The following is a 16,883-nucleotide window of genomic DNA, read 5'->3' on the forward strand; positions in this document are numbered from 1 at the left end:
GCTCCTTCAGACTGGCAGGAAACCCTGCGCATCGATGGGCAGCGGCAGCGAGGACATCTGCGCCGTCAGCAACGCCGCGCTGCCGCAGGCCAGCGTGAAGCCCAGCGCGCCCTGCCCCACGTTGAGCCACAGGTTCGAGGCCACGCGGCTGCGGCCGATCAGGGGCCTGCCCGTGGGCGTGGCCGGACGCAGCCCGGCCCAGGGAATCGCGGCGTCGAGGTCCAGCGCGGGGAAGGTTTCGTGCACCTGTCGCTTGAGCAGCGCGATGCGCTGCGGGTCGATCGCGTCGTCGCGGCTGCCGATGTCGACCATGGCCGCGATGCGCAGGACGGAGCCGATGCGCGCATAGACGATGCGGCGCTGGTAGTCGGTGACGCTGATGGCCGGCGCCGACGTATCGCCGGCGGCCACCGGCACGCTGAGGCTGTAGCCCTTGAGCCCATACAGCGGCACGTCGCCGCCGAGCGGATGCAGCAGCGCGCGCGTGCCCAGGCCCGTGGCCAGCACCACGGCGTCGGCGGGCATCTCGCCCAAAGCCGCCTGCACGGCCACGATGCGCCCGCCTTCGCGGCGCAGTCCACGCACGGGATTGGACAGGCTGCAGGTCACGTTGCCGAGCTGCTGCAGGCGCTCGTAGAGCGCCTCGGTGAACTGCCGGCAATCCCCCGCTTCCTCGCTGGGCGTGTAGACGGCGCCCGCCAGCTGGCTGCCCATGCCGGCCAGCGCCGGTTCGAGCGCCAGGGTCTGCGCCGCGTCGAGGATCTCCTGGCGGGCTCCCAGCGAGGCCTGGTAGGCCACCAGTGCGCGGGCCTTCTCGAGCAGGGCCGGGTCGCGGTACGCGATCAGCTTGCCGTTGCGCACGTGGCCGAAGTCCATCGGCTCCTGTTCCAGCAGGGCGTGCATCACGTCGCGGCTGAGGTAGGCCAGGGCCTGCAATTGCGCCGTCGAGCGGCGCGCCACCTCCGCCCGGCACGCCAGTGCGAACTGCAGGCACCAGCGCCACTGGTGGGGATCCAGCCGCGGCCGGAAACGCAGGGGCGAATCGGCACGCAGCAGCCAGCCCGGCACGCTGGAAAGCACGCCCGGACCGGCCAGAGGCGCCACGTAGCTGTAGCTGAGCTGCCCGCCGTTGGCATAGCTGGCGACCTCGGCCGGACGCGGGCGGGCGTCCAGCAAGGTGATGTCGTGCCCCTGGCGCGCCAGGAAATAGGCCGTGGTGACGCCGACGACGCCGGCGCCGATGACGCAGATGCGCATGGATTCTTCCGCGATGAAGACGATGCCTCATTCTGGCGCGGCTGCGCCGCCCGGGCCAATGCCAAAGCCGGGGGGAGCCATAACCCGAGGTACGCCCCCCGCCCGGACGCCCCCCGAAGGTGCAAAATAGCGGTTTTGCCGCAACCCATCCGAGGATCCCATCATGAGCTCTGCCACGCTCAAAACCCGCCTGTCCGACGCCGTGAAGGACGCCATGCGCGCCAAGCAGGGCCCCCGCCTGGCGACGCTGCGCTTCCTGCTCGCCGCGGTCAAGCAGCGCGAAGTGGACGAGCGCCGCGACCTGACCGACGCCGAGATCACCGGCATCATCGAAAAGCAGGTCAAGCAGCGCCGCGAATCCATCGCCGCCTTCGAGCAGGCAGGCCGCGCAGAAACCGCCGAACAGGAAAAGGCCGAGCTGGCCGTGCTGCAGGAGTTCCTGCCGCAGGCGGCCTCCGAAGCCGAGATCGCGGCCGCCATCGAGGCCGCGCTGGCCGACGTGTCGGCCCAGGGCGCCAGCGGCCCCGCCGCCATGGGCAAGGTCATGGCCATCCTGAAGGCAGGCCTGGCCGGCCGCGCCGACATGGCCGAAGTCTCGAAGCAGGTCAAGGCCCGGCTGGGCTGAACCGCCTCATCCAGCCAGGCCGAAGAGCTCGGCCTGGCGTGCCTGTGCGCCAGGCTCGTCGAAATTGCTCATGCCCACGCCGGCCAGCCGGTAGCGCGTCTGCGGGGGCAGGTCGACCCGGGCGCACAGGGCCCGGGCCAGCGCCGCCAGCTCGGCGGCCGACGCGGGCGGCTGCAGCATCGTATGGCTGCGCGTCAGGATGCGGAAGCGGTCCGTCTTGAGCTTGAGCACCGCGGTGCGCCCCAGCATGCCCTTGCGATGCGCCTGGTCCCACACTTTCGCGGCCAGCCGGTCCAGGGTCTCGCCCAGCTGGTCCAGCCGCAGGTCCGCCTCGAACGTGGTCTCGGCGGATACCTGCTGCGCCGCCTGATCCGGCTCCACGGCGCGCGGGTCGATGCCGCGCGCCAGCTCGTACAGCCGCTGCCCGTAGCGGCCGAAATGCCGCGCCAGCGCTTCGCGCGGATGCGCGCGCAGGTCGCCCACGGTATGGATGCCGAGTTGCTCCAGCCGGCCCTGGGTGACCTTGCCCACCCCGGGCACCTTGCGCACCGGCAGCGTCTCCAGGAACTCGAGCACGCGCCCCGGACGGATGACGAACAGGCCGTCCGGCTTGTTCCAGTCGGAGGCGATCTTGGCAAGGAACTTGTTGGGCGCCACGCCCGCCGAGGCCGTGAGCCCGGTTTTCTCGCGGATCTCGCGCCGGATCGCCTGCGCCACCTCGGTGGCCGAGGCCAGCCCCTGCTTGTTGACGGTGACGTCCAGATAGGCCTCGTCCAGCGACAGCGGCTCGATGAGATCGGTATGGCGCGCGTAGACCTCGCGCACCTGGCGCGACACGGCGCGGTAACGCTGGAAATCCGGCGGCACGTACACCGCATGCGGGCAGAGGCGCCGCGCGCGCGCCGCCGACATGGCCGAGTGGATGCCGTAGCGGCGCGCCTCGTACGAGGCCGCGCACACCACCGACCGCGGCCCGGTCCAGGCCACCACCACCGGCAGGCCGCGCAGCCCGGGACGATCGCGTTGCTCGACCGACGCGTAGAACGCGTCCATGTCGACGTGCACGATCTTGCGGGCGGGTTGGTCCATGGGCATGAAGCGGAGCCGCGCCGACAGCGTCTATGGCGCGGTCAGCCGCGGGAAGCGGCGCGATCCGGGGCGCAGAAAGCGAATATTATGACGCGCTCCCGTATCCGATCGATCGCATGCAGATGTCGTCCACTCCCGCACAATCCGACTACTTCGGCCTGGACATCCCGTTCATGGCCTACCTGGGCCTGCTGCCCGAGCACATCGAGCAGGGTCTTGCGCGCACCCGCCTGCCGCAGCGCCCGGAACTGGCCAACAGCCGCGGCGACGTGCATGGCGGCACGCTGATGAGCGTGCTCGACTTCACCCTGAGCGCGGCCGCGCGCGGCCGCGATGCGGGCATCGGCATGGCCACCATCGACATGACCACCAGCTTCCTCAGCCCCGCCCGCGGCGAACTCCTGGTGGAAGCCCGCTGCCTGCGCCGCGGCACTTCGATTGCCTTCTGCGAAGGCGAGATCCGAGACAGCAGCGGCACGCTGGTCGCCAGGGCCTCGGCCACCTTCAAGATCGTGAAGCAGGGCCCGGGCGGCGACTGAACCGCCGCTGACCTACCCCGAGATCCAGTCGCTGCCGGTTTCCGGCAGGCCCGGCATGTAGGCCCTGCATGAGGGCACGCCGAAGACGATGGCCTGGCGCATGGCATGCATCGCATCGCGGTCCCAGATGCTCCTGCCCCACATGCCCAGCTGGACGCGGCTGCGGCCGGCGCCCTGCGCGACAATCTCCACGCGCGCCATCTCGCCGCCGAAGAACGGCGCCACGACGCGCACCTGGGCGGCCTGGGCGGCGGCGTCGAGCCGGCGCTCGACACGATAGCCACCCTGCCCGAGCAGGCAGCGCTCGGCCTGGGCAACGGCCGCCTCATAGGCTGCCTGATAGCCGGTCGGCACTTCGAAGCTGCCCGAAAGGCCGGCGCCTCCCGGATCGTTGCCCACCGCGCAGCCGGCCAGGGCGGCCACCAGGGCGGCTGCGGCAATCTTCTTGCAATGCATGATTCCTCCGGATGAGATCGCCGCATTATCCCGCAAACCCGCGGCGGTTCGACACTTCCGCCGGCGGTATGGCATGATCGGCGACGACATCGGCGGCCCGCCAGGCCGCGCCGCACCGGAGACAGCCTTGCCCACCGCCATCCCGCCCCGCTATCCGCTCAAAGACTTCTTCCGCAACCCGGACCAGGGCTACTTCCGGCTGGCCGACGACGGCGCCACGCTCGGCTTCATGCAGCCGGTCAGCGTCGACGGCGCCCCGGCCCGCATGAACATCCACGTGCAGGCCCTGCAGGACGGCCGGCCCGCGGGCCAGCCGCGCCGCCTCACCGCCGAGACCGAGCGCGACATCAGCGACTTCTTCTGGAAGGGCAACCATACGGTGCTCTACCAGAAAGACTTCGGCGGCGACGAGAATTTCCACGTGCTGGCCGTCGACGCGCGCAACGGCCGCATCGTCGACCTCACCCCCTACGACGGCGCGCGGGCCCACATCGAGGACGACCTCGCCGACGACCCCGAGCACGTGCTGATCAGCCACAACCACCGCGACCCCGAGGTCTTCGACGTCTATCGCGTGCACGTGCACACCGCCGAGGCTGTGCTGGTGGCGCAGAATCCGGGCAACGTGGTGGGCTGGCAGACCGACCATGCCGGCCGGGTGCGCGCCGCCGTGACCAGCGACGGCCTCGAGACCACGCTGCTGTATCGCGACGACGAAGGCCAGCCGCTGCGGCCGCTCATCACCACCGACTACCGCACCACGGTCAGCCCGCTGTTCTTCACCTTCGACGACCGCAAGTTCTACGCACTCAGCAACCGCGGCCGCGACCGGCTCGCGCTGGTCGTCATCGACCCGGCCGCGCCCGATGCCGAGACGCTGATATTCGAAGCCGACACCGTGGACCTGGACGGCGCCGCCTATTCGCGCAAGCGCAAGGTGCTGACGCTGGCCAGCTATCACACCGACAAGCCGCAGTACGCCTTCTTCGATGACGAGACGGCCCGGCTCTACGCCCGGCTGGACGCCCACCTGCCCGGCTATGCCTGCGCCGTGCAGGGCTGGAACCGCAACGAGGACCTCTTCATCGTGGCCGCCTACAGCGACCGCACGCCGGGCTCGCGCTACCTGTACGATGCGCAGCGCGACACGCTGGCCAAGCTGGCCGACATCAATCCCGCGCTGCCCGAGGCCGACATGGCGCCCATGCAGCCCATCCGCTACACCAGCCGCGACGGCCTGGCCCTGCACGGCTACCTCACCCTGCCGGTGGGCCGCGAGCCGCGCAACCTGCCCTGCATCGTCAACCCGCACGGCGGTCCGTGGGCCCGCGACGGCTGGGGCTACAACCCGGAAGTCCAGTTCCTGGCCAATCGCGGCTTCGCCGTCCTGCAGATCAACTTCCGGGGCTCCACGGGCTATGGCCGCGCCTTCTGGGAGGCCAGCTTCGGCCAGTGGGGCCTGGCCATGCAGGACGACATCACCGACGGCGTGCAGTGGCTGATCGCCCAGGGCATCGCCGATCCGGCGCGCATCGGCATCTACGGCGGCAGCTACGGCGGCTATGCCACGCTGGCGGGCGTGGCCTTCACCCCCGATCTCTATGCCGCGGCGGTCGACTACGTGGGCGTGTCCAACCTGTTCACCTTCATGCAGACCATCCCGCCATACTGGAAACCGCTGCTGGACAAGATGCACGACATGGTCGGCCACCCCGAGCGCGACCGCGAACGGCTGGCGGCCACCTCGCCGGCCCTGCACGTCGACCGCATCAAGACGCCGCTGTTCATCGCCCAGGGCGCCAAGGACCCGCGCGTGAACAAGGCCGAGAGCGACCAGGTGGTGCAGGCGCTGCGCCAGCGCGGCGTGGAGGTCGAATACATGGTCAAGGACAACGAAGGCCACGGTTTCCACAACGACGAGAACAAATTCGAGTTCTACGCGGCCATGGAGCGCTTTTTCACGCAGCACCTGCGGCCCTGAGGGATGCCCGCCTCCGGGGGACGCATCGGCTAGGTTTGGTTACGGAAACCTAATCGCGGCCAACACGGTCTACGGTGTTCTGGCCTAGAATCGGCACCGATGAATCATCCCGAGCATTCCCCCGTTCCGCGTTTGCGCCTGCGCGGCCTGATGGCCAAGGCGTTGGTAGCCCTCACCGGCCTCGGCTTGGCCGGCGTCCTGGCCCTGGGCCTGGCGATAGCCCTGGCCTGGCCCAGCCTGCCCGACCTGCACGCCATGACCGACTACCGGCCGCGCGTGCCGCTGCGCGTCTATACCGCCGACCACGTCCTGATCGGCGAATTCGGCGAAGAGCACCGCAACGTGCTGCGCTTCGACGAGATCCCCGACGTGATGAAGCACGCGGTGCTCGCCGCCGAGGACGACCGCTTCTACGAGCACGGCGGCATCGACTGGATGGGCGTGATCCGCGCCGGCCTGGCCAACCTGGTGAGCATGTCCAAGTCGCAGGGCGCCAGCACCATCACCATGCAGGTGGCGCGCAATTTCTATCTCTCGTCGGAAAAGACGTATTCGCGCAAGTTCTACGAACTGCTGCTCACCTTCAAGATCGAATCGCAGCTCACCAAGGACCAGATCCTCGAGCTGTACATGAACCAGATCTACCTCGGCCACCGCGCCTACGGCTTCGCCGCCGCCGCCCGCACCTACTTCGGCAAGCCGCTGGCGGAAATCACGGCGGCCGAGGCCGCGCTGCTGGCCGGCGTCCCCAAGGCGCCCTCGCGGTCCAATCCCATCACCAACCTCGAGCGCGCCCGCGCCCGCCAGCACTATGTGCTCGGCCGCATGCAGGCCCTGGGTTATCTCACGCCCGAGCAGACGCAGGCCGCGCTGGCGCAGCCCCTGGTGATACGCGGCTCCGAAGGCGGCCCCGCGCGCGGCTATGCCATCCACGGCGAATATCCCGCCGAACTGGTGCGCCAGCTCATGTATGGCGTCTACCAGGACGACGCCTATACGCTGGGCATCGATGTCTACACCACGATCAACGCCAAGGACCAGCAGGCCGCCTACGAAGCCGTGCGCCGCGGCGTGCTCGACTACACGCGCCGCGCGCCCTATCCCGGCCCCGAGGACCAGATCGAGCTGCCCGAGGGCATCGAGAACGATGCCGCGGCGCTGGACGAACTGCTCGACGGCGTGCAGGAGAACCTGCCCGACAGCGGCGACCTCTACACCGGCGTGGTGCTGTCGGCCAGCCCCACCGCGATCCGGGTGGCGCGCAGCGCGGGCGAGATCATCACCATCGATGACAAGAAGGCCCTGGCCGTGGTGGCGCGCGCGCTCAGCGAACGCGCCAAGCCCGAGAGCCGCATCCGCCGCGGCTCGGTGGTCTACGTGCACAAGAACGGCGAGCACTGGGAGATCATCAACATGCCGGCGCTGCAGGCCGCGCTGATATCGGTATCTCCCAAGGACGGCGCCATCCGCGCCATGATCGGCGGCTTCGACTTCTTCCGCGGCTCGTTCAACCGCGTCACGCAGGCCTGGCGCCAGCCCGGCTCGAACATCAAGCCCTTCGTGTACGCGGCCGCGCTCGAGCGCGGCCTGACGCCGGCCACGCAGATCTCCGACCAGCCCTTCGAGCTCAGCGCCGAACAGACCGGCTCGCGCCCGTGGCGGCCCAAGAACGACGGCGACCAGTACGAGCCCATGCTGACCTTCCGCGAGGGCCTGTACCGCTCCAAGAACATGGTGTCGATCCGCATCCTGCAGGCCATCGGCCCGAAATACGCACAGGACTACCTCGCCCGCTTCGGCTTCGACAAGGCGCGCCAGCCGCCCGTGCTGCCGCTGGCGCTGGGCGCAGGCAGCGCCACGCCGCTGCAGGTGGTTTCCGCCTATTCGGTATTCGCCAACGGCGGCTATCGCGTCGCGCCCTATCTGATCGACCGCGTCACCGACCGCTCCGGCAAGGTGCTCATGCAGAGCCAGCCCGTGCAGGCGGGCGACGAACGCGCCCGCACCATCGACCCGCGCACCGCCTGGGTGATGGACGACATCCTGCGCGACGCGGCCACCCGCGGCACCGCCGCCCGGGCGCGGCGCGCGCTGGGCCGCGACGACATTGCCGGCAAGACCGGCACGACCAACGACGCCGTCGACGTCTGGTTCTCGGGCTACAACGCCGACCTGGCCACCACCGTATGGATGGGCTTCGACCAGCCGCGCAGCCTGGGCAGCAATGCCTACGGCAGCGGCCTGGCGCTCTCCACCTGGCTGGACTACATGAAGCCGGCCCTCGACGGCGTGCCTGTCCGCCCGCAGCCCAAGCCGCCCTCGGGGCTGATCATGGCCAACGGCGACTACTACTTCTCCGAGTTTCCCCCCGGGCAAGCCGTGGCGGCGCTGGACCTCAGCACGGGCGACGAGCTCACCGACTTCCTGAACAACCTGCGTCCCAGCGACGACGCGCCCTCGCGCGTGCGCCAGCCCGACGAGCCGCCGTCATCGGGCAGCCGTCCCCCCATCCCGCCCATCCCGGTGCCCAGCGCCGACATGAGCGGCACGGGCCGCGGCCCCCTGCCGCTGCAGCCGGCCACCCAGCCGGCCGGGCCGCCTCCAGGCCCCGCCGGCGGCACGGCCACGGACCTGCGCCTGCGCCCGGTGACCCCACCACAGCAGCCGGGCCCGCGCCCGCTTTCCCCCACATGAGCCCCACCGCTTCCGCGCGCCAGCTGCGCGTGCCCGCCGTGTACATGCGCGGCGGCACCAGCAAGGGCGTGTTCTTCCAGCCCCGCCACCTGCCCGAGGATCCCACCCGCCGCGACGCGCTGCTGCTGCGCATCGTCGGCAGCCCCGACCCCTACGGCAAGCAGATAGACGGCATGGGCGGCGCCACCTCCAGCACCAGCAAGGTGGTGCTCGTGGGCCCCTCGAGCCGGCCCGGCTGCGACGTGGACTACCGCTTCGGCCAGGTGGCGATCGACCGCCCCCTGGTCGACTGGAGCGGCAACTGCGGCAACCTCAGCGCCGCCGTGGGCCCCTACGCCATCGCCGAAGGGCTGGTGCGCGCCCCGCGCGACGGCCTGGCCACGGTACGCATCTGGCAGGCCAACCTGGGCAAGGTCATCGTGGCCCACGTGCCCATGCAGGACGGCGAAGTGGTCGAACTGGGCGATTTCGAGCTCGACGGCGTGACGTTCCCCGCCGCCGAAGTGCGCCTGGAGTTCCTGGACCCGGGCGCCGACGACGGCGAAGCCGGCGCCATGTTCCCCACCGGCGCGCCGCTGGACACGCTGGACGTGCCCGGCGTGGGCAGGCTGCAGGCCACGCTGATCAATGCCGGCAACCCCACCGTCTTCGTGGACGCGGCCGCCCTCGGGCTGGACGGCCGGGAGCTCCAGCCCGCGGTCAACGGCGATGCCGCGCTGCTGGCCCGCTGCGAGGCCGTGCGCGCCCATGCCGCCGTGGCCATGGGCCTGGCAGCAGATGCCGCGCAGGCGTCCGCCACCCGGCAGCACACGCCCAAGCTGGCCTTCGTGGCCCCGCCTGCGTCGTACATCGCCTCCAGCGGCCGGCCCGTGGACGGCGCCGGCATCGACCTGCTGGCGCGCATCCTTTCCATGGGACAGCTGCACCATGCCATGACGGGCACGGGCGCCGTCGCGCTGGCGGCCGCCGCGGCAGTGCCCGGCACGGTGGTCAGCCGCGCCCTGGGCAGCGCGCGCACCGGCCTGCGCTTCGGCCACCCCTCCGGCACGCTGGCCGTGGGCGCGCAGGCCGAACAGGATGCGGACGGCTGGCGCGTCACCAAGGTCACCATGAGCCGCAGCGCACGCCGCCTGATGGAGGGCTGGGTGCGGGTGCCGCCCGTCTAGGGCGTGCCGGGGCCGGCCCGCCGCACCGGGCGCGGCCAGGCCTGCAGCGTGCCCAGGTCGAGCAGCGTGAAATAACCCGCTTCCTGCCATCCCCCGGTGTCGATGTGGAAGACGTTGCCCAGCGCCACGGGCTGGTCCACCGGCGTGTGCCCGGCCACCACCGCCCGTATGCCGGCGACACCGCTGGGATCCTGCCGGGCCAGGCGCTCGCGCGACCACTGGCAGAACGAGCGCGTGCGCCGGTGGCGCGCCTGCAGCGCGCCTTCCAGCCGGCGCCAGTCGTCCACCGGGCAATCGGCATGCACCAGGCCCACGGGCCCCGCCGCGGTGGCCACCTCGATCGCCACGGGCAGCGCCCCCAGTGCGCGGGCGCAGTCCCGCTGGCGGCCCGGCGCCAGCTCGAGGAACCAGCCCCCGCCATACTTGCGCCAGTTCTCCCGATCCACGCGGCCGGTGCGCACATGGCGGATGGCATAGTCTTCGTGGTTGCCCTGCACCGCGTGGAACCAGGGCTGCGCCAGCCACTGCAGCGCCGCTTCGCTTTCCGGCCCGCGGTCGATCAGGTCGCCCACCGAGAACAGCCGGTCGCGCGCCGGGTCGAATCCCGCCTGATCCAGCGCCTCGCGCAGGCGCGAGAAATGCCCGTGGATGTCGCCCACGGCCAGGTCGCGGCCCGCAGGATTGGGACCGATCCGCAGGAACGGGCGCCCATCCGGCTGACAGCCACTTGAATGAAGCACCTGAGAATCACTACTATTCATGTTATCGTCTCGCCGACCCGATTCCGGACTCCTCCGCCATGACAGCCGCGTCCAAGATCAAGACCTGGTATCTCGTCCATAAATGGACCAGCCTGGTCTGCACTCTGTTCCTCCTCGTGATCTGCATCACGGGCCTGCCCCTGGTGTTCCACCATGAGATCGAGCACCTGCTCGACGAAGGCAAGCCCATGGCGGAGCTGCCGGCCGACACGCCGACCCTCAGCCTGGACCGGATCGCCGCGCAGGGCAAGAGCCTGTATCCCAACGAGTACATCGATTACATCTACATGGACGACGAAGAGCCCCAGGCCTACGTCGGCCTGACGCCCGAACACGGCAAGGTGATCGAGGCCGGGCACGCCGTGCGCGTGGACACGCGCACCGGCGACATCCTGCACGACGGCCCCACCTACGCGTCCGACCGCTTCTCGTTCATGGGGATCATGCTGGCGCTGCACGTGGACCTCTACGCCGGCCTTGCCGGCCAGCTGTTCCTGGGCTTCATGGGCCTGCTGTTCGTCATCGCCATCGTCTCGGGCGTGGTGCTCTACGGCCCTTTCATGAAGAAGCTGGAGTTCGGCACCGTGCGCGCCTCGCGCTCGCGCCGCCTGAAATGGCTGGATCTGCACAACCTGCTCGGCATCGTCACGCTGGTCTGGGCCTTCGTGGTGGGCCTCACCGGCGTGGTCAACGAACTGACCGTGCCCCTCTTCCGCCTGTGGCAGGCCACCGACCTCGCCGCCGTGGTGGCGCCGCACCGCGACAAGCCCATCCCCACCCAGCTGTCTTCGCCGCAGCAGGCCGTGGACAAGGCGCTCGCCGCCGTGCCGGGCAGCGCCCTCAGCATGGTGGCATTCCCGGGCAATCCTTATGGCAGTCCTCATCACTACGTGGTCTGGCTCAAGGGCGACACCCCGCTCACTTCCAAGCTCAACACGCCGGTATTGGTAGACGGGGTCTCCGGCGAGCTCACCATGGTGGCCCGCATGCCCTGGTACCTCACGGCACTGGAGCTGTCGCGGCCGCTGCACTTCGGCGACTACGGCGGCCTGCCGCTGAAGATACTGTGGGTCCTGCTGGACCTGGTCACCATCGTGGTCCTGGTCAGCGGCCTGTATCTGTGGGTGGCCCGCCGCAAGGCCAACGAAGCCCGCATTGCCGAACTGGTGCGCCGCCACCAGGCAGTCGAACCCCAACGCAGCCCCGCATGAGCCCTCGCAACCGTTTCCTGTTCGTCTGGGGCATGCCCGTCCTGATGGGCGTGCTCAGCGTCTTCGGCCTGCTGGCCGCGCTGCTGGGCACCGGCGCCTGGCACTGGGGCTCCTGGACGGCGCTGGCGTGGCTGCTGGTGGTGATCGCACGCTACTGGCTCTGGCCGCGCGAACGCTGAGGCGCCTGGCGTCGTGGCGCCGGGCGCGCCGCGGCCCGGCACCGGTAGGCCCGGCGCCCGCCCGGCCTTCCCGCCCCGCACTCAGCCCTTGAACGTTTCCGGATCGGGGCCCAGCCGGCCGCTTTCAGGCAGGCCGTCGATCGCGGCCATGTCCTCGGCGCTGAGCTCGAAATCGAACAGGTCGATATTGGCGCGGATGCGGGCCGGCGTGGCGGATTTCGGGATCACGATCAGGCCGTTCTGCAAGTGCCAGCGCAGGGCCACCTGCGCCGGCGTCTTGCCATGGCGCTGTGCGATGTCGGCGATGGCGGGATCGCGCATCACGCCGCCCTGCCCCAGCGGGCTCCAGGATTCGGTGGCGATGCCGTGCTGCGCATGGAACGTCCGCATGGCCGGCTGCGCAAAGCCGGGATGCAGCTCGATCTGGTTCACCGCCGGCACCACGCCGGTTTCGTCGATCAGGCGCTGGAGATTGGCCTGGGTGAAGTTCGACACGCCGATGGAACGCGCACGGCCGTCTTCCTTCATGGCCACCATGGCGCGCCAGGCGTCGAGGTAGCGGTCGCTGCCCGCCACCGGCCAGTGGATCAGGTACAGATCGACATAGGCCAGGCCCAGCTTGCGCAGGCTGTCGTCCATGGCCTGCATGGCCTCGTCATAGCCATGCTTGTCGTTCCACAGCTTGGTGGTGATGAACAGGTCCTTGCGGGCCACCCCGGCGGCCCTGAGGCCCTCGCCCACCCCCGACTCGTTGCCATAGATGGCAGCCGTATCAATGGAACGATAGCCTGCAGCCAGCGCTTCCTTCACGACGGACCCGGCCTGGTCGTTCGGAATCTGCCACACGCCCAGCCCCAGCTGGGGCATCACGTTGCCGTCGTTCAGCGTGACGGTAGGGACTTGCACCATACGACCTCCTGAAATGAATGAGTACCACGACACGGCCGCGCGCCGCCACGGCGGCGGCCACGCGCCCATGCCTGATGATAGCCTCCCGGCACGACAGCCTGCTGCCCGCCGCGTTGACAGCGGCGCGGTCCTCGCCGAAGATCGCAGCTTTTGGACCGATCTCCATGCATGACCAGCAAGGTACCGGCGCCCTGCGCGTATGCGCTGCGTCGGAACTGCACGACGGCGGACTGGGCGTGAAACTTCCCGTCTGCGACCGCTCCGGCCGCACCACCGCATTCTTCGTGCGCTACCAGGGCCGCGTATACGGCTATCTCAACCGCTGCGCCCACGTGGGCGTGGAACTGGACTGGGAAGGCAGCTTCTTCACCCGCGCCGGCGACCTGCTCATGTGCGCACGCCATGGCGCCACCTATGCGCCCGACACCGGACTGTGCGTGGGCGGGCCATGCCGCGGCGGGCGGCTCACGGCCCTGCGCGTGGAGGAACGCGACGACCCGGACGGCCGCGCCGTGTACTGGCTGCCGGAGGGCGCAGTGCGCCCTGCCGGCGAAGACTAGCGCCAGCCTCGCGGCACTGCATCCGGCATTGCACCCGGCACTACGCCCGTCACCGCACGCGACGCCATACGCCGCGCTACGGCGCCAGGCGGAAACCGAGGTCTCCGCCCCAGCGGTCGGTTTCGCGCAACCACTTGGCGCCGCACTGGATGCAGCGGAAATGGTCTTCGCGGTTCGACTCCCGGCCCTTCTGGCTGGGGTGGGTAAAGCCCTGGTGGCCCAGCTGGGCATGCGGCGGCACGCCGGGCTGGCCAGGCGCGATTGCTTGGCACGCAGGACACATCACGCTCATGAGTCTTCCCTGGTTTCCCGAATCTCCAAATTGTAAGGGATTCTCTCATATGCAGGGACAAGCGTAAGCATTCGCGACTTCAGGCGTGGCTCCCGTGGGCAGACGCCAGCGTTTCGTAACAGGTGGCCAGATGATAGGGGGTGGTGGCGGGCATGTCGGCCCGCACCACGGCGCCCTGCGGATCCAGGCACTCGTGCCAGCCGCCGGCGTGCAGGAAGCGCCGCTGCAGCTGCCCCAGCTGCGCCGCCAGGCGCGGGCTGGCCGTGAGGGCCAGGTAGCGCAGATACTCGGTCTGGGCCCAGATGCGCTGTGCCGGGTCGTGCACGGCGCCGTTGCCTCCCACGGCGGCTGCCACGCCCCCGGTATCCGGCGCCACGCCGGCGGACTCGATCCACGCGCAGCCACGCGGCAGGGCCAGGGGGAGTTCCAGGCCGTCGAAAACCTCGGGCGCCGACTGCAGCAGGACATACCATTCGAACTGGTGCCCTGGCTCGATGCGGTTGCCGCTGCTGCCTTGAGGCAGCTCCAGCACGCATTGCGTGGCGGGATCCAGGAACTGGTCGGCGGTGCCGGCCGCCACGCGTCTCAGGGCCTCGGCGAACCAGGTGGGCTCGATCACGCGCGCGGCGGCGAGATAGGCTTCCGTGAGGTGCATCACAGGATTCTGCGCGGGCCCGCGCAAGCGCTGTGCGCCGTCCTCGCTGAGCGCAGCATCGTACACGCCGCCGCCGCGATGGAAGCGCTCCTCCACCCACTGCGCCGTGGCCAGCACGACCTGGCGCGCCTCGGTGCGGCGCGAGCGCTCGAAATAGGCGGCGCAGGCGAAGATCACGAAAGCGTGGGTGTAGAGATCCTGGGTGGTGTCCAGCGGCTTCCCGTCAGGGTCCACGCTGTAGCGCCAGCCGCCGTGGCGTTCGTCACGGAAATGGCGCAGCAGCGCTGCGAACAGCGCGTCGGCATGCGCGGCCGCCTCGGCGCCAACGGCCCGCGCATGCACATAGAGCTGGCGGGCGCAGGCCATGGCGCGGTAGCGCACGTCGGGCAGCGGCTTGCCGTCCGGCCCCAGGGCTTCGTGCGGCAGGCCCAGGGCCGGATTGAATCCCCGTGTGCGCCACGCGGGCAGCACCACCTCGTCGAAATGCCGGCGCAACGCCTGGGCAATGTCGGGAAGAGACTTGGACATGATGATCTGGCGCGATCGTTGCTGGGTGCGCCGATGGAAAAGGCCGGCGCCACACATCCACGATACCTGATTCGTGAAAGCGCAGCGCCGGCCCGGGTATCGGCGCCGCTGTGCGGCGGCGCCGGCTGGGCACTATGCCCGTCACCACCTAGCGATAGACGTTCTCCAGGAGCCAGTCCTGAGCGAAGGCCTCGGCACGGTCCCGCGCTTCATCCAGCGAAGCGCATGTGCCCAGATAGGAAAAAGCAGCATCCACTTCGGTTCCGCCTTCCGCCGTGACGGTCAGCAGGACACCGTAACCCCCGGTGTCCATGGGGGCCGTGGAAACGTCGATCAGAACTTCCTGGTCATGATGCGGCATGGCGCCCTCCCAGTCGGTTGCTTGTGAGACGCGTGGCGGGCACGCGCAGGATAGACGTAGGCTATGCGCTGATGTCATGACCCACATCCTGGAATATTGGACCCGGGGTACCGGGCCAAGTTCACCGCCCTCGGCAGGCAGCAGGATTCGCGGTTTCAGCGCGTTACGGCTAGCGATGGAAGGCCGCCGGATCTGCCATGCGCAAGGCCAGGCGGCCCTTGTCGGTGACGACCCAGCCACCGTGCTGCCTGCGTATGCAGGCCAGCAATTCGAGCGCCTCGAGGATATGGGACGGCGCGTCGTCGGGGGATTCCGCTGCGTCGGCCCCGGGGCCCGCGGGCTGGGCGGCGATCACGCCCAGCCAATGGGCCAGTTCTCCTTGCCGGATGCGTGCTGGTGCCATGGAATACGAGCCCAAAATCCAGACGATAGCACGGTCGCCGCTGGTACCGGCGGATACGATTTTCCGCTTGCGGCCGCATTCCCGCCGCCTTAAATTGAAGTTGCCGGGCCTCTGACACCCTATGCGTGCGAGGCAGGCGGGAGCGCCCCGAACTCAGAAGAGTCGGGGCGCCCCTTCGTTTGAGGAAGCTGGCGGCCCGGTTTCCGGCCGGTTTGCCTGCGGGGCGGCGATGCGCAACGCCGGCAGTCCGTGCGAGGCCAGGTCCACGATGCGGCTCTCGTGCCCGCCGCCCTCGTGCGCCAGCGCGGCAACCAGGTCCAGCGTGGTAGAGCGGCGGGTGAGCATCAGGCAGCGTGCCGGGCAGCCGGCCACGCGGGTGGCGTGCCAGGTGCGCGGCCGCATGCACACGCCCTGGCCCGGCGGCACGGCAAACACGCTGGCGCTGGCGGGATCGGGCAACGCCGGGTCGTCGGGCAGCCCGTGGGCAACCACATGCAGGATGCCCCGCCCCAGCAGGGGCACGATGGCCTGCTCGGTCAGCCAATGGACTTCCAGCGCGGGCACGTCGAGGACCTGGTTGCGATAATCCACCCAGAGCACCTCGGTCTCGCCACCGCCCGTGTCGAACACGTGTTCATGCCAGAAGTCGCTGGCCGGATGGCGGAAACCCGGCCGCGGATCGCCGGATGCATAGGGCTTGCCCAGCACCCAGCCATACGGGGCGAATGCTTCGGGCGTGAGCGGCAGTACGGGCAGGGGCAGAACGGAAGACATGTAGCGGGACGCCCTACGCCGCAGCGCGAAACACCTGGTGTGGCGCCATGGATTCATATACCGGGCTGGTATAGCCGTAGCGTTGCGCGTAGTCCTTTTCCACCTGCCAGGCATGCCGGATGTTGGCGGCCTGTGCCGGATTGCCCTGCACGATGTGGTCGACCATCCGTTCGGCGAGGTCGCGCCATTTGAGGCGTTCGCTCTCGGCGAGGCCGTCGGAAAAATACGCATCCTCGTGGAGCTTCCGGGCCAGGCACAGCCACAGCACCAGACCCACCTGCCGGCCGGAGTCGATCACCGCGGCGCAGAGGGCATGGAACTCTGCGCGGCTCAGCTCGGCGAAGCATGCGTCCCATTCCACCATTGTCTTCTTCGCCGCCAGCACTTCATCCACCGAGACCATATTCGTACCCTACGCGAAACCATCCATGCTGCGCCAAGCC

At 69.7% G+C, this 16,883-nt stretch carries 19 protein-coding genes; 8 read left to right on the plus strand and 11 right to left on the minus strand.

Features of this window, described 5'->3' with window-relative positions:
- Nucleotides 1–6 precede the first annotated feature (6 nt).
- The gene (locus ACYBYQ_RS12040; RefSeq protein ID WP_459614429.1) at nt 7–1,257 is read right to left on the minus strand and encodes a D-amino acid dehydrogenase; all 1,251 of its coding nucleotides are present in this window, start codon (nt 1,255–1,257) and stop codon (nt 7–9) included.
- 163 nt (nt 1,258–1,420) lie between these two features.
- Here ACYBYQ_RS12040 and ACYBYQ_RS12045 point away from each other — a divergent pair, with 163 nt between their 5' ends.
- The gene (locus tag ACYBYQ_RS12045; protein WP_459614430.1) at nt 1,421–1,882 is read left to right on the plus strand and encodes a GatB/YqeY domain-containing protein; all 462 of its coding nucleotides are present in this window, start codon (nt 1,421–1,423) and stop codon (nt 1,880–1,882) included.
- 6 nt (nt 1,883–1,888) lie between these two features.
- Here the strand turns inward: ACYBYQ_RS12045 and dinB are convergent, their stop codons facing one another.
- On the minus strand, nt 1,889–2,971 hold the full coding sequence (gene dinB / locus ACYBYQ_RS12050) for a DNA polymerase IV (RefSeq protein WP_459614431.1): 1,083 nt from the start codon (nt 2,969–2,971) through the stop codon (nt 1,889–1,891).
- 116 nt (nt 2,972–3,087) lie between these two features.
- Here dinB and ACYBYQ_RS12055 point away from each other — a divergent pair, with 116 nt between their 5' ends.
- A complete protein-coding gene (locus ACYBYQ_RS12055; protein ID WP_459614432.1) occupies nt 3,088–3,510 on the plus strand; it encodes a PaaI family thioesterase in 423 nt (140 codons plus the stop codon).
- A gap of 12 nt (nt 3,511–3,522) precedes the next feature.
- Here ACYBYQ_RS12055 and ACYBYQ_RS12060 read toward each other — a convergent pair whose 3' ends face one another.
- Nucleotides 3,523–3,966 (minus strand): BPTD_2524 family lipoprotein, encoded by a 444-nt coding sequence (locus ACYBYQ_RS12060; RefSeq protein WP_459614433.1) that lies wholly within the window; start codon nt 3,964–3,966, stop codon nt 3,523–3,525.
- 73 nt (nt 3,967–4,039) lie between these two features.
- Between ACYBYQ_RS12060 and ACYBYQ_RS12065 the strand changes: the two genes are divergently transcribed.
- The 3 genes from ACYBYQ_RS12065 (at nt 4,040) to prpF (ending at nt 9,807) form a co-directional block, all read left to right on the plus strand.
- Nucleotides 4,040–5,947, plus strand: a complete 1,908-nt coding sequence (locus ACYBYQ_RS12065; RefSeq protein WP_459614434.1) for a S9 family peptidase — start codon at nt 4,040–4,042, stop codon at nt 5,945–5,947.
- 150 nt (nt 5,948–6,097) lie between these two features.
- Nucleotides 6,098–8,641 (plus strand): penicillin-binding protein 1A, encoded by a 2,544-nt coding sequence (locus ACYBYQ_RS12070; protein ID WP_459618768.1) that lies wholly within the window; start codon nt 6,098–6,100, stop codon nt 8,639–8,641.
- Entirely contained in the window at nt 8,638–9,807 is a 1,170-nt protein-coding gene (prpF, locus tag ACYBYQ_RS12075; protein ID WP_459614435.1) for a 2-methylaconitate cis-trans isomerase PrpF, read from the plus strand. The genes ACYBYQ_RS12070 and prpF overlap by 4 nt, the downstream gene beginning before the upstream one ends.
- On the opposite strand, the gene ACYBYQ_RS12080 is transcribed toward prpF, so the two are convergent.
- The gene (locus tag ACYBYQ_RS12080; protein WP_459614436.1) at nt 9,804–10,547 is read right to left on the minus strand and encodes a metallophosphoesterase; all 744 of its coding nucleotides are present in this window, start codon (nt 10,545–10,547) and stop codon (nt 9,804–9,806) included. The two genes, prpF and ACYBYQ_RS12080, sit on opposite strands and share 4 nt — an antisense overlap.
- Nucleotides 10,548–10,606: 59 nt before the next feature.
- On the opposite strand from ACYBYQ_RS12080, the gene ACYBYQ_RS12085 reads away from it, so the two are divergent.
- Both ACYBYQ_RS12085 and ACYBYQ_RS12090 read left to right on the plus strand, forming a co-directional pair.
- On the plus strand, nt 10,607–11,779 hold the full coding sequence (locus ACYBYQ_RS12085; RefSeq protein WP_459614437.1) for a PepSY-associated TM helix domain-containing protein: 1,173 nt from the start codon (nt 10,607–10,609) through the stop codon (nt 11,777–11,779).
- Nucleotides 11,776–11,958: a hypothetical protein gene (locus ACYBYQ_RS12090; protein WP_459614438.1), complete on the plus strand. Its 183-nt coding sequence runs from the start codon at nt 11,776–11,778 to the stop codon at nt 11,956–11,958. The genes ACYBYQ_RS12085 and ACYBYQ_RS12090 overlap by 4 nt, the downstream gene beginning before the upstream one ends.
- Before the next feature lie 81 nt (nt 11,959–12,039).
- Here ACYBYQ_RS12090 and ACYBYQ_RS12095 read toward each other — a convergent pair whose 3' ends face one another.
- Complete coding sequence (locus ACYBYQ_RS12095) at nt 12,040–12,867, minus strand: aldo/keto reductase (protein WP_459614439.1); 828 nt, start codon at nt 12,865–12,867, stop codon at nt 12,040–12,042.
- Between the two features lie 164 nt (nt 12,868–13,031).
- Between ACYBYQ_RS12095 and ACYBYQ_RS12100 the strand changes: the two genes are divergently transcribed.
- Nucleotides 13,032–13,427, plus strand: coding sequence for a Rieske (2Fe-2S) protein (locus ACYBYQ_RS12100; RefSeq protein ID WP_459614440.1), 396 nt, complete (start codon nt 13,032–13,034; stop codon nt 13,425–13,427).
- Nucleotides 13,428–13,503: 76 nt separating this feature from the next.
- Here ACYBYQ_RS12100 and ACYBYQ_RS12105 read toward each other — a convergent pair whose 3' ends face one another.
- The 6 genes from ACYBYQ_RS12105 to ACYBYQ_RS12130 form a co-directional block, all read right to left on the minus strand.
- On the minus strand, nt 13,504–13,719 hold the full coding sequence (locus ACYBYQ_RS12105) for a hypothetical protein (protein WP_459614441.1): 216 nt from the start codon (nt 13,717–13,719) through the stop codon (nt 13,504–13,506).
- A gap of 79 nt (nt 13,720–13,798) precedes the next feature.
- Nucleotides 13,799–14,902, minus strand: a complete 1,104-nt coding sequence (locus ACYBYQ_RS12110; protein ID WP_459614442.1) for an AGE family epimerase/isomerase — start codon at nt 14,900–14,902, stop codon at nt 13,799–13,801.
- A gap of 148 nt (nt 14,903–15,050) precedes the next feature.
- Nucleotides 15,051–15,263 (minus strand): hypothetical protein, encoded by a 213-nt coding sequence (locus ACYBYQ_RS12115; RefSeq protein WP_459614443.1) that lies wholly within the window; start codon nt 15,261–15,263, stop codon nt 15,051–15,053.
- A gap of 169 nt (nt 15,264–15,432) precedes the next feature.
- Entirely contained in the window at nt 15,433–15,666 is a 234-nt protein-coding gene (locus ACYBYQ_RS12120; RefSeq protein ID WP_459614444.1) for a hypothetical protein, read from the minus strand.
- Between the two features lie 153 nt (nt 15,667–15,819).
- Nucleotides 15,820–16,440 carry an ureidoglycolate lyase gene (locus tag ACYBYQ_RS12125; RefSeq protein WP_459614445.1) on the minus strand — a complete coding sequence of 207 codons (621 nt, stop codon included), beginning with the start codon at nt 16,438–16,440 and terminating at the stop codon, nt 15,820–15,822.
- 13 nt (nt 16,441–16,453) lie between these two features.
- A complete protein-coding gene (locus tag ACYBYQ_RS12130; RefSeq protein WP_459614446.1) occupies nt 16,454–16,843 on the minus strand; it encodes a hypothetical protein in 390 nt (129 codons plus the stop codon).
- Nucleotides 16,844–16,883 lie beyond the last annotated feature (40 nt).

It is taken from the genome of Bordetella sp. 2513F2 (assembly GCF_054642735.1).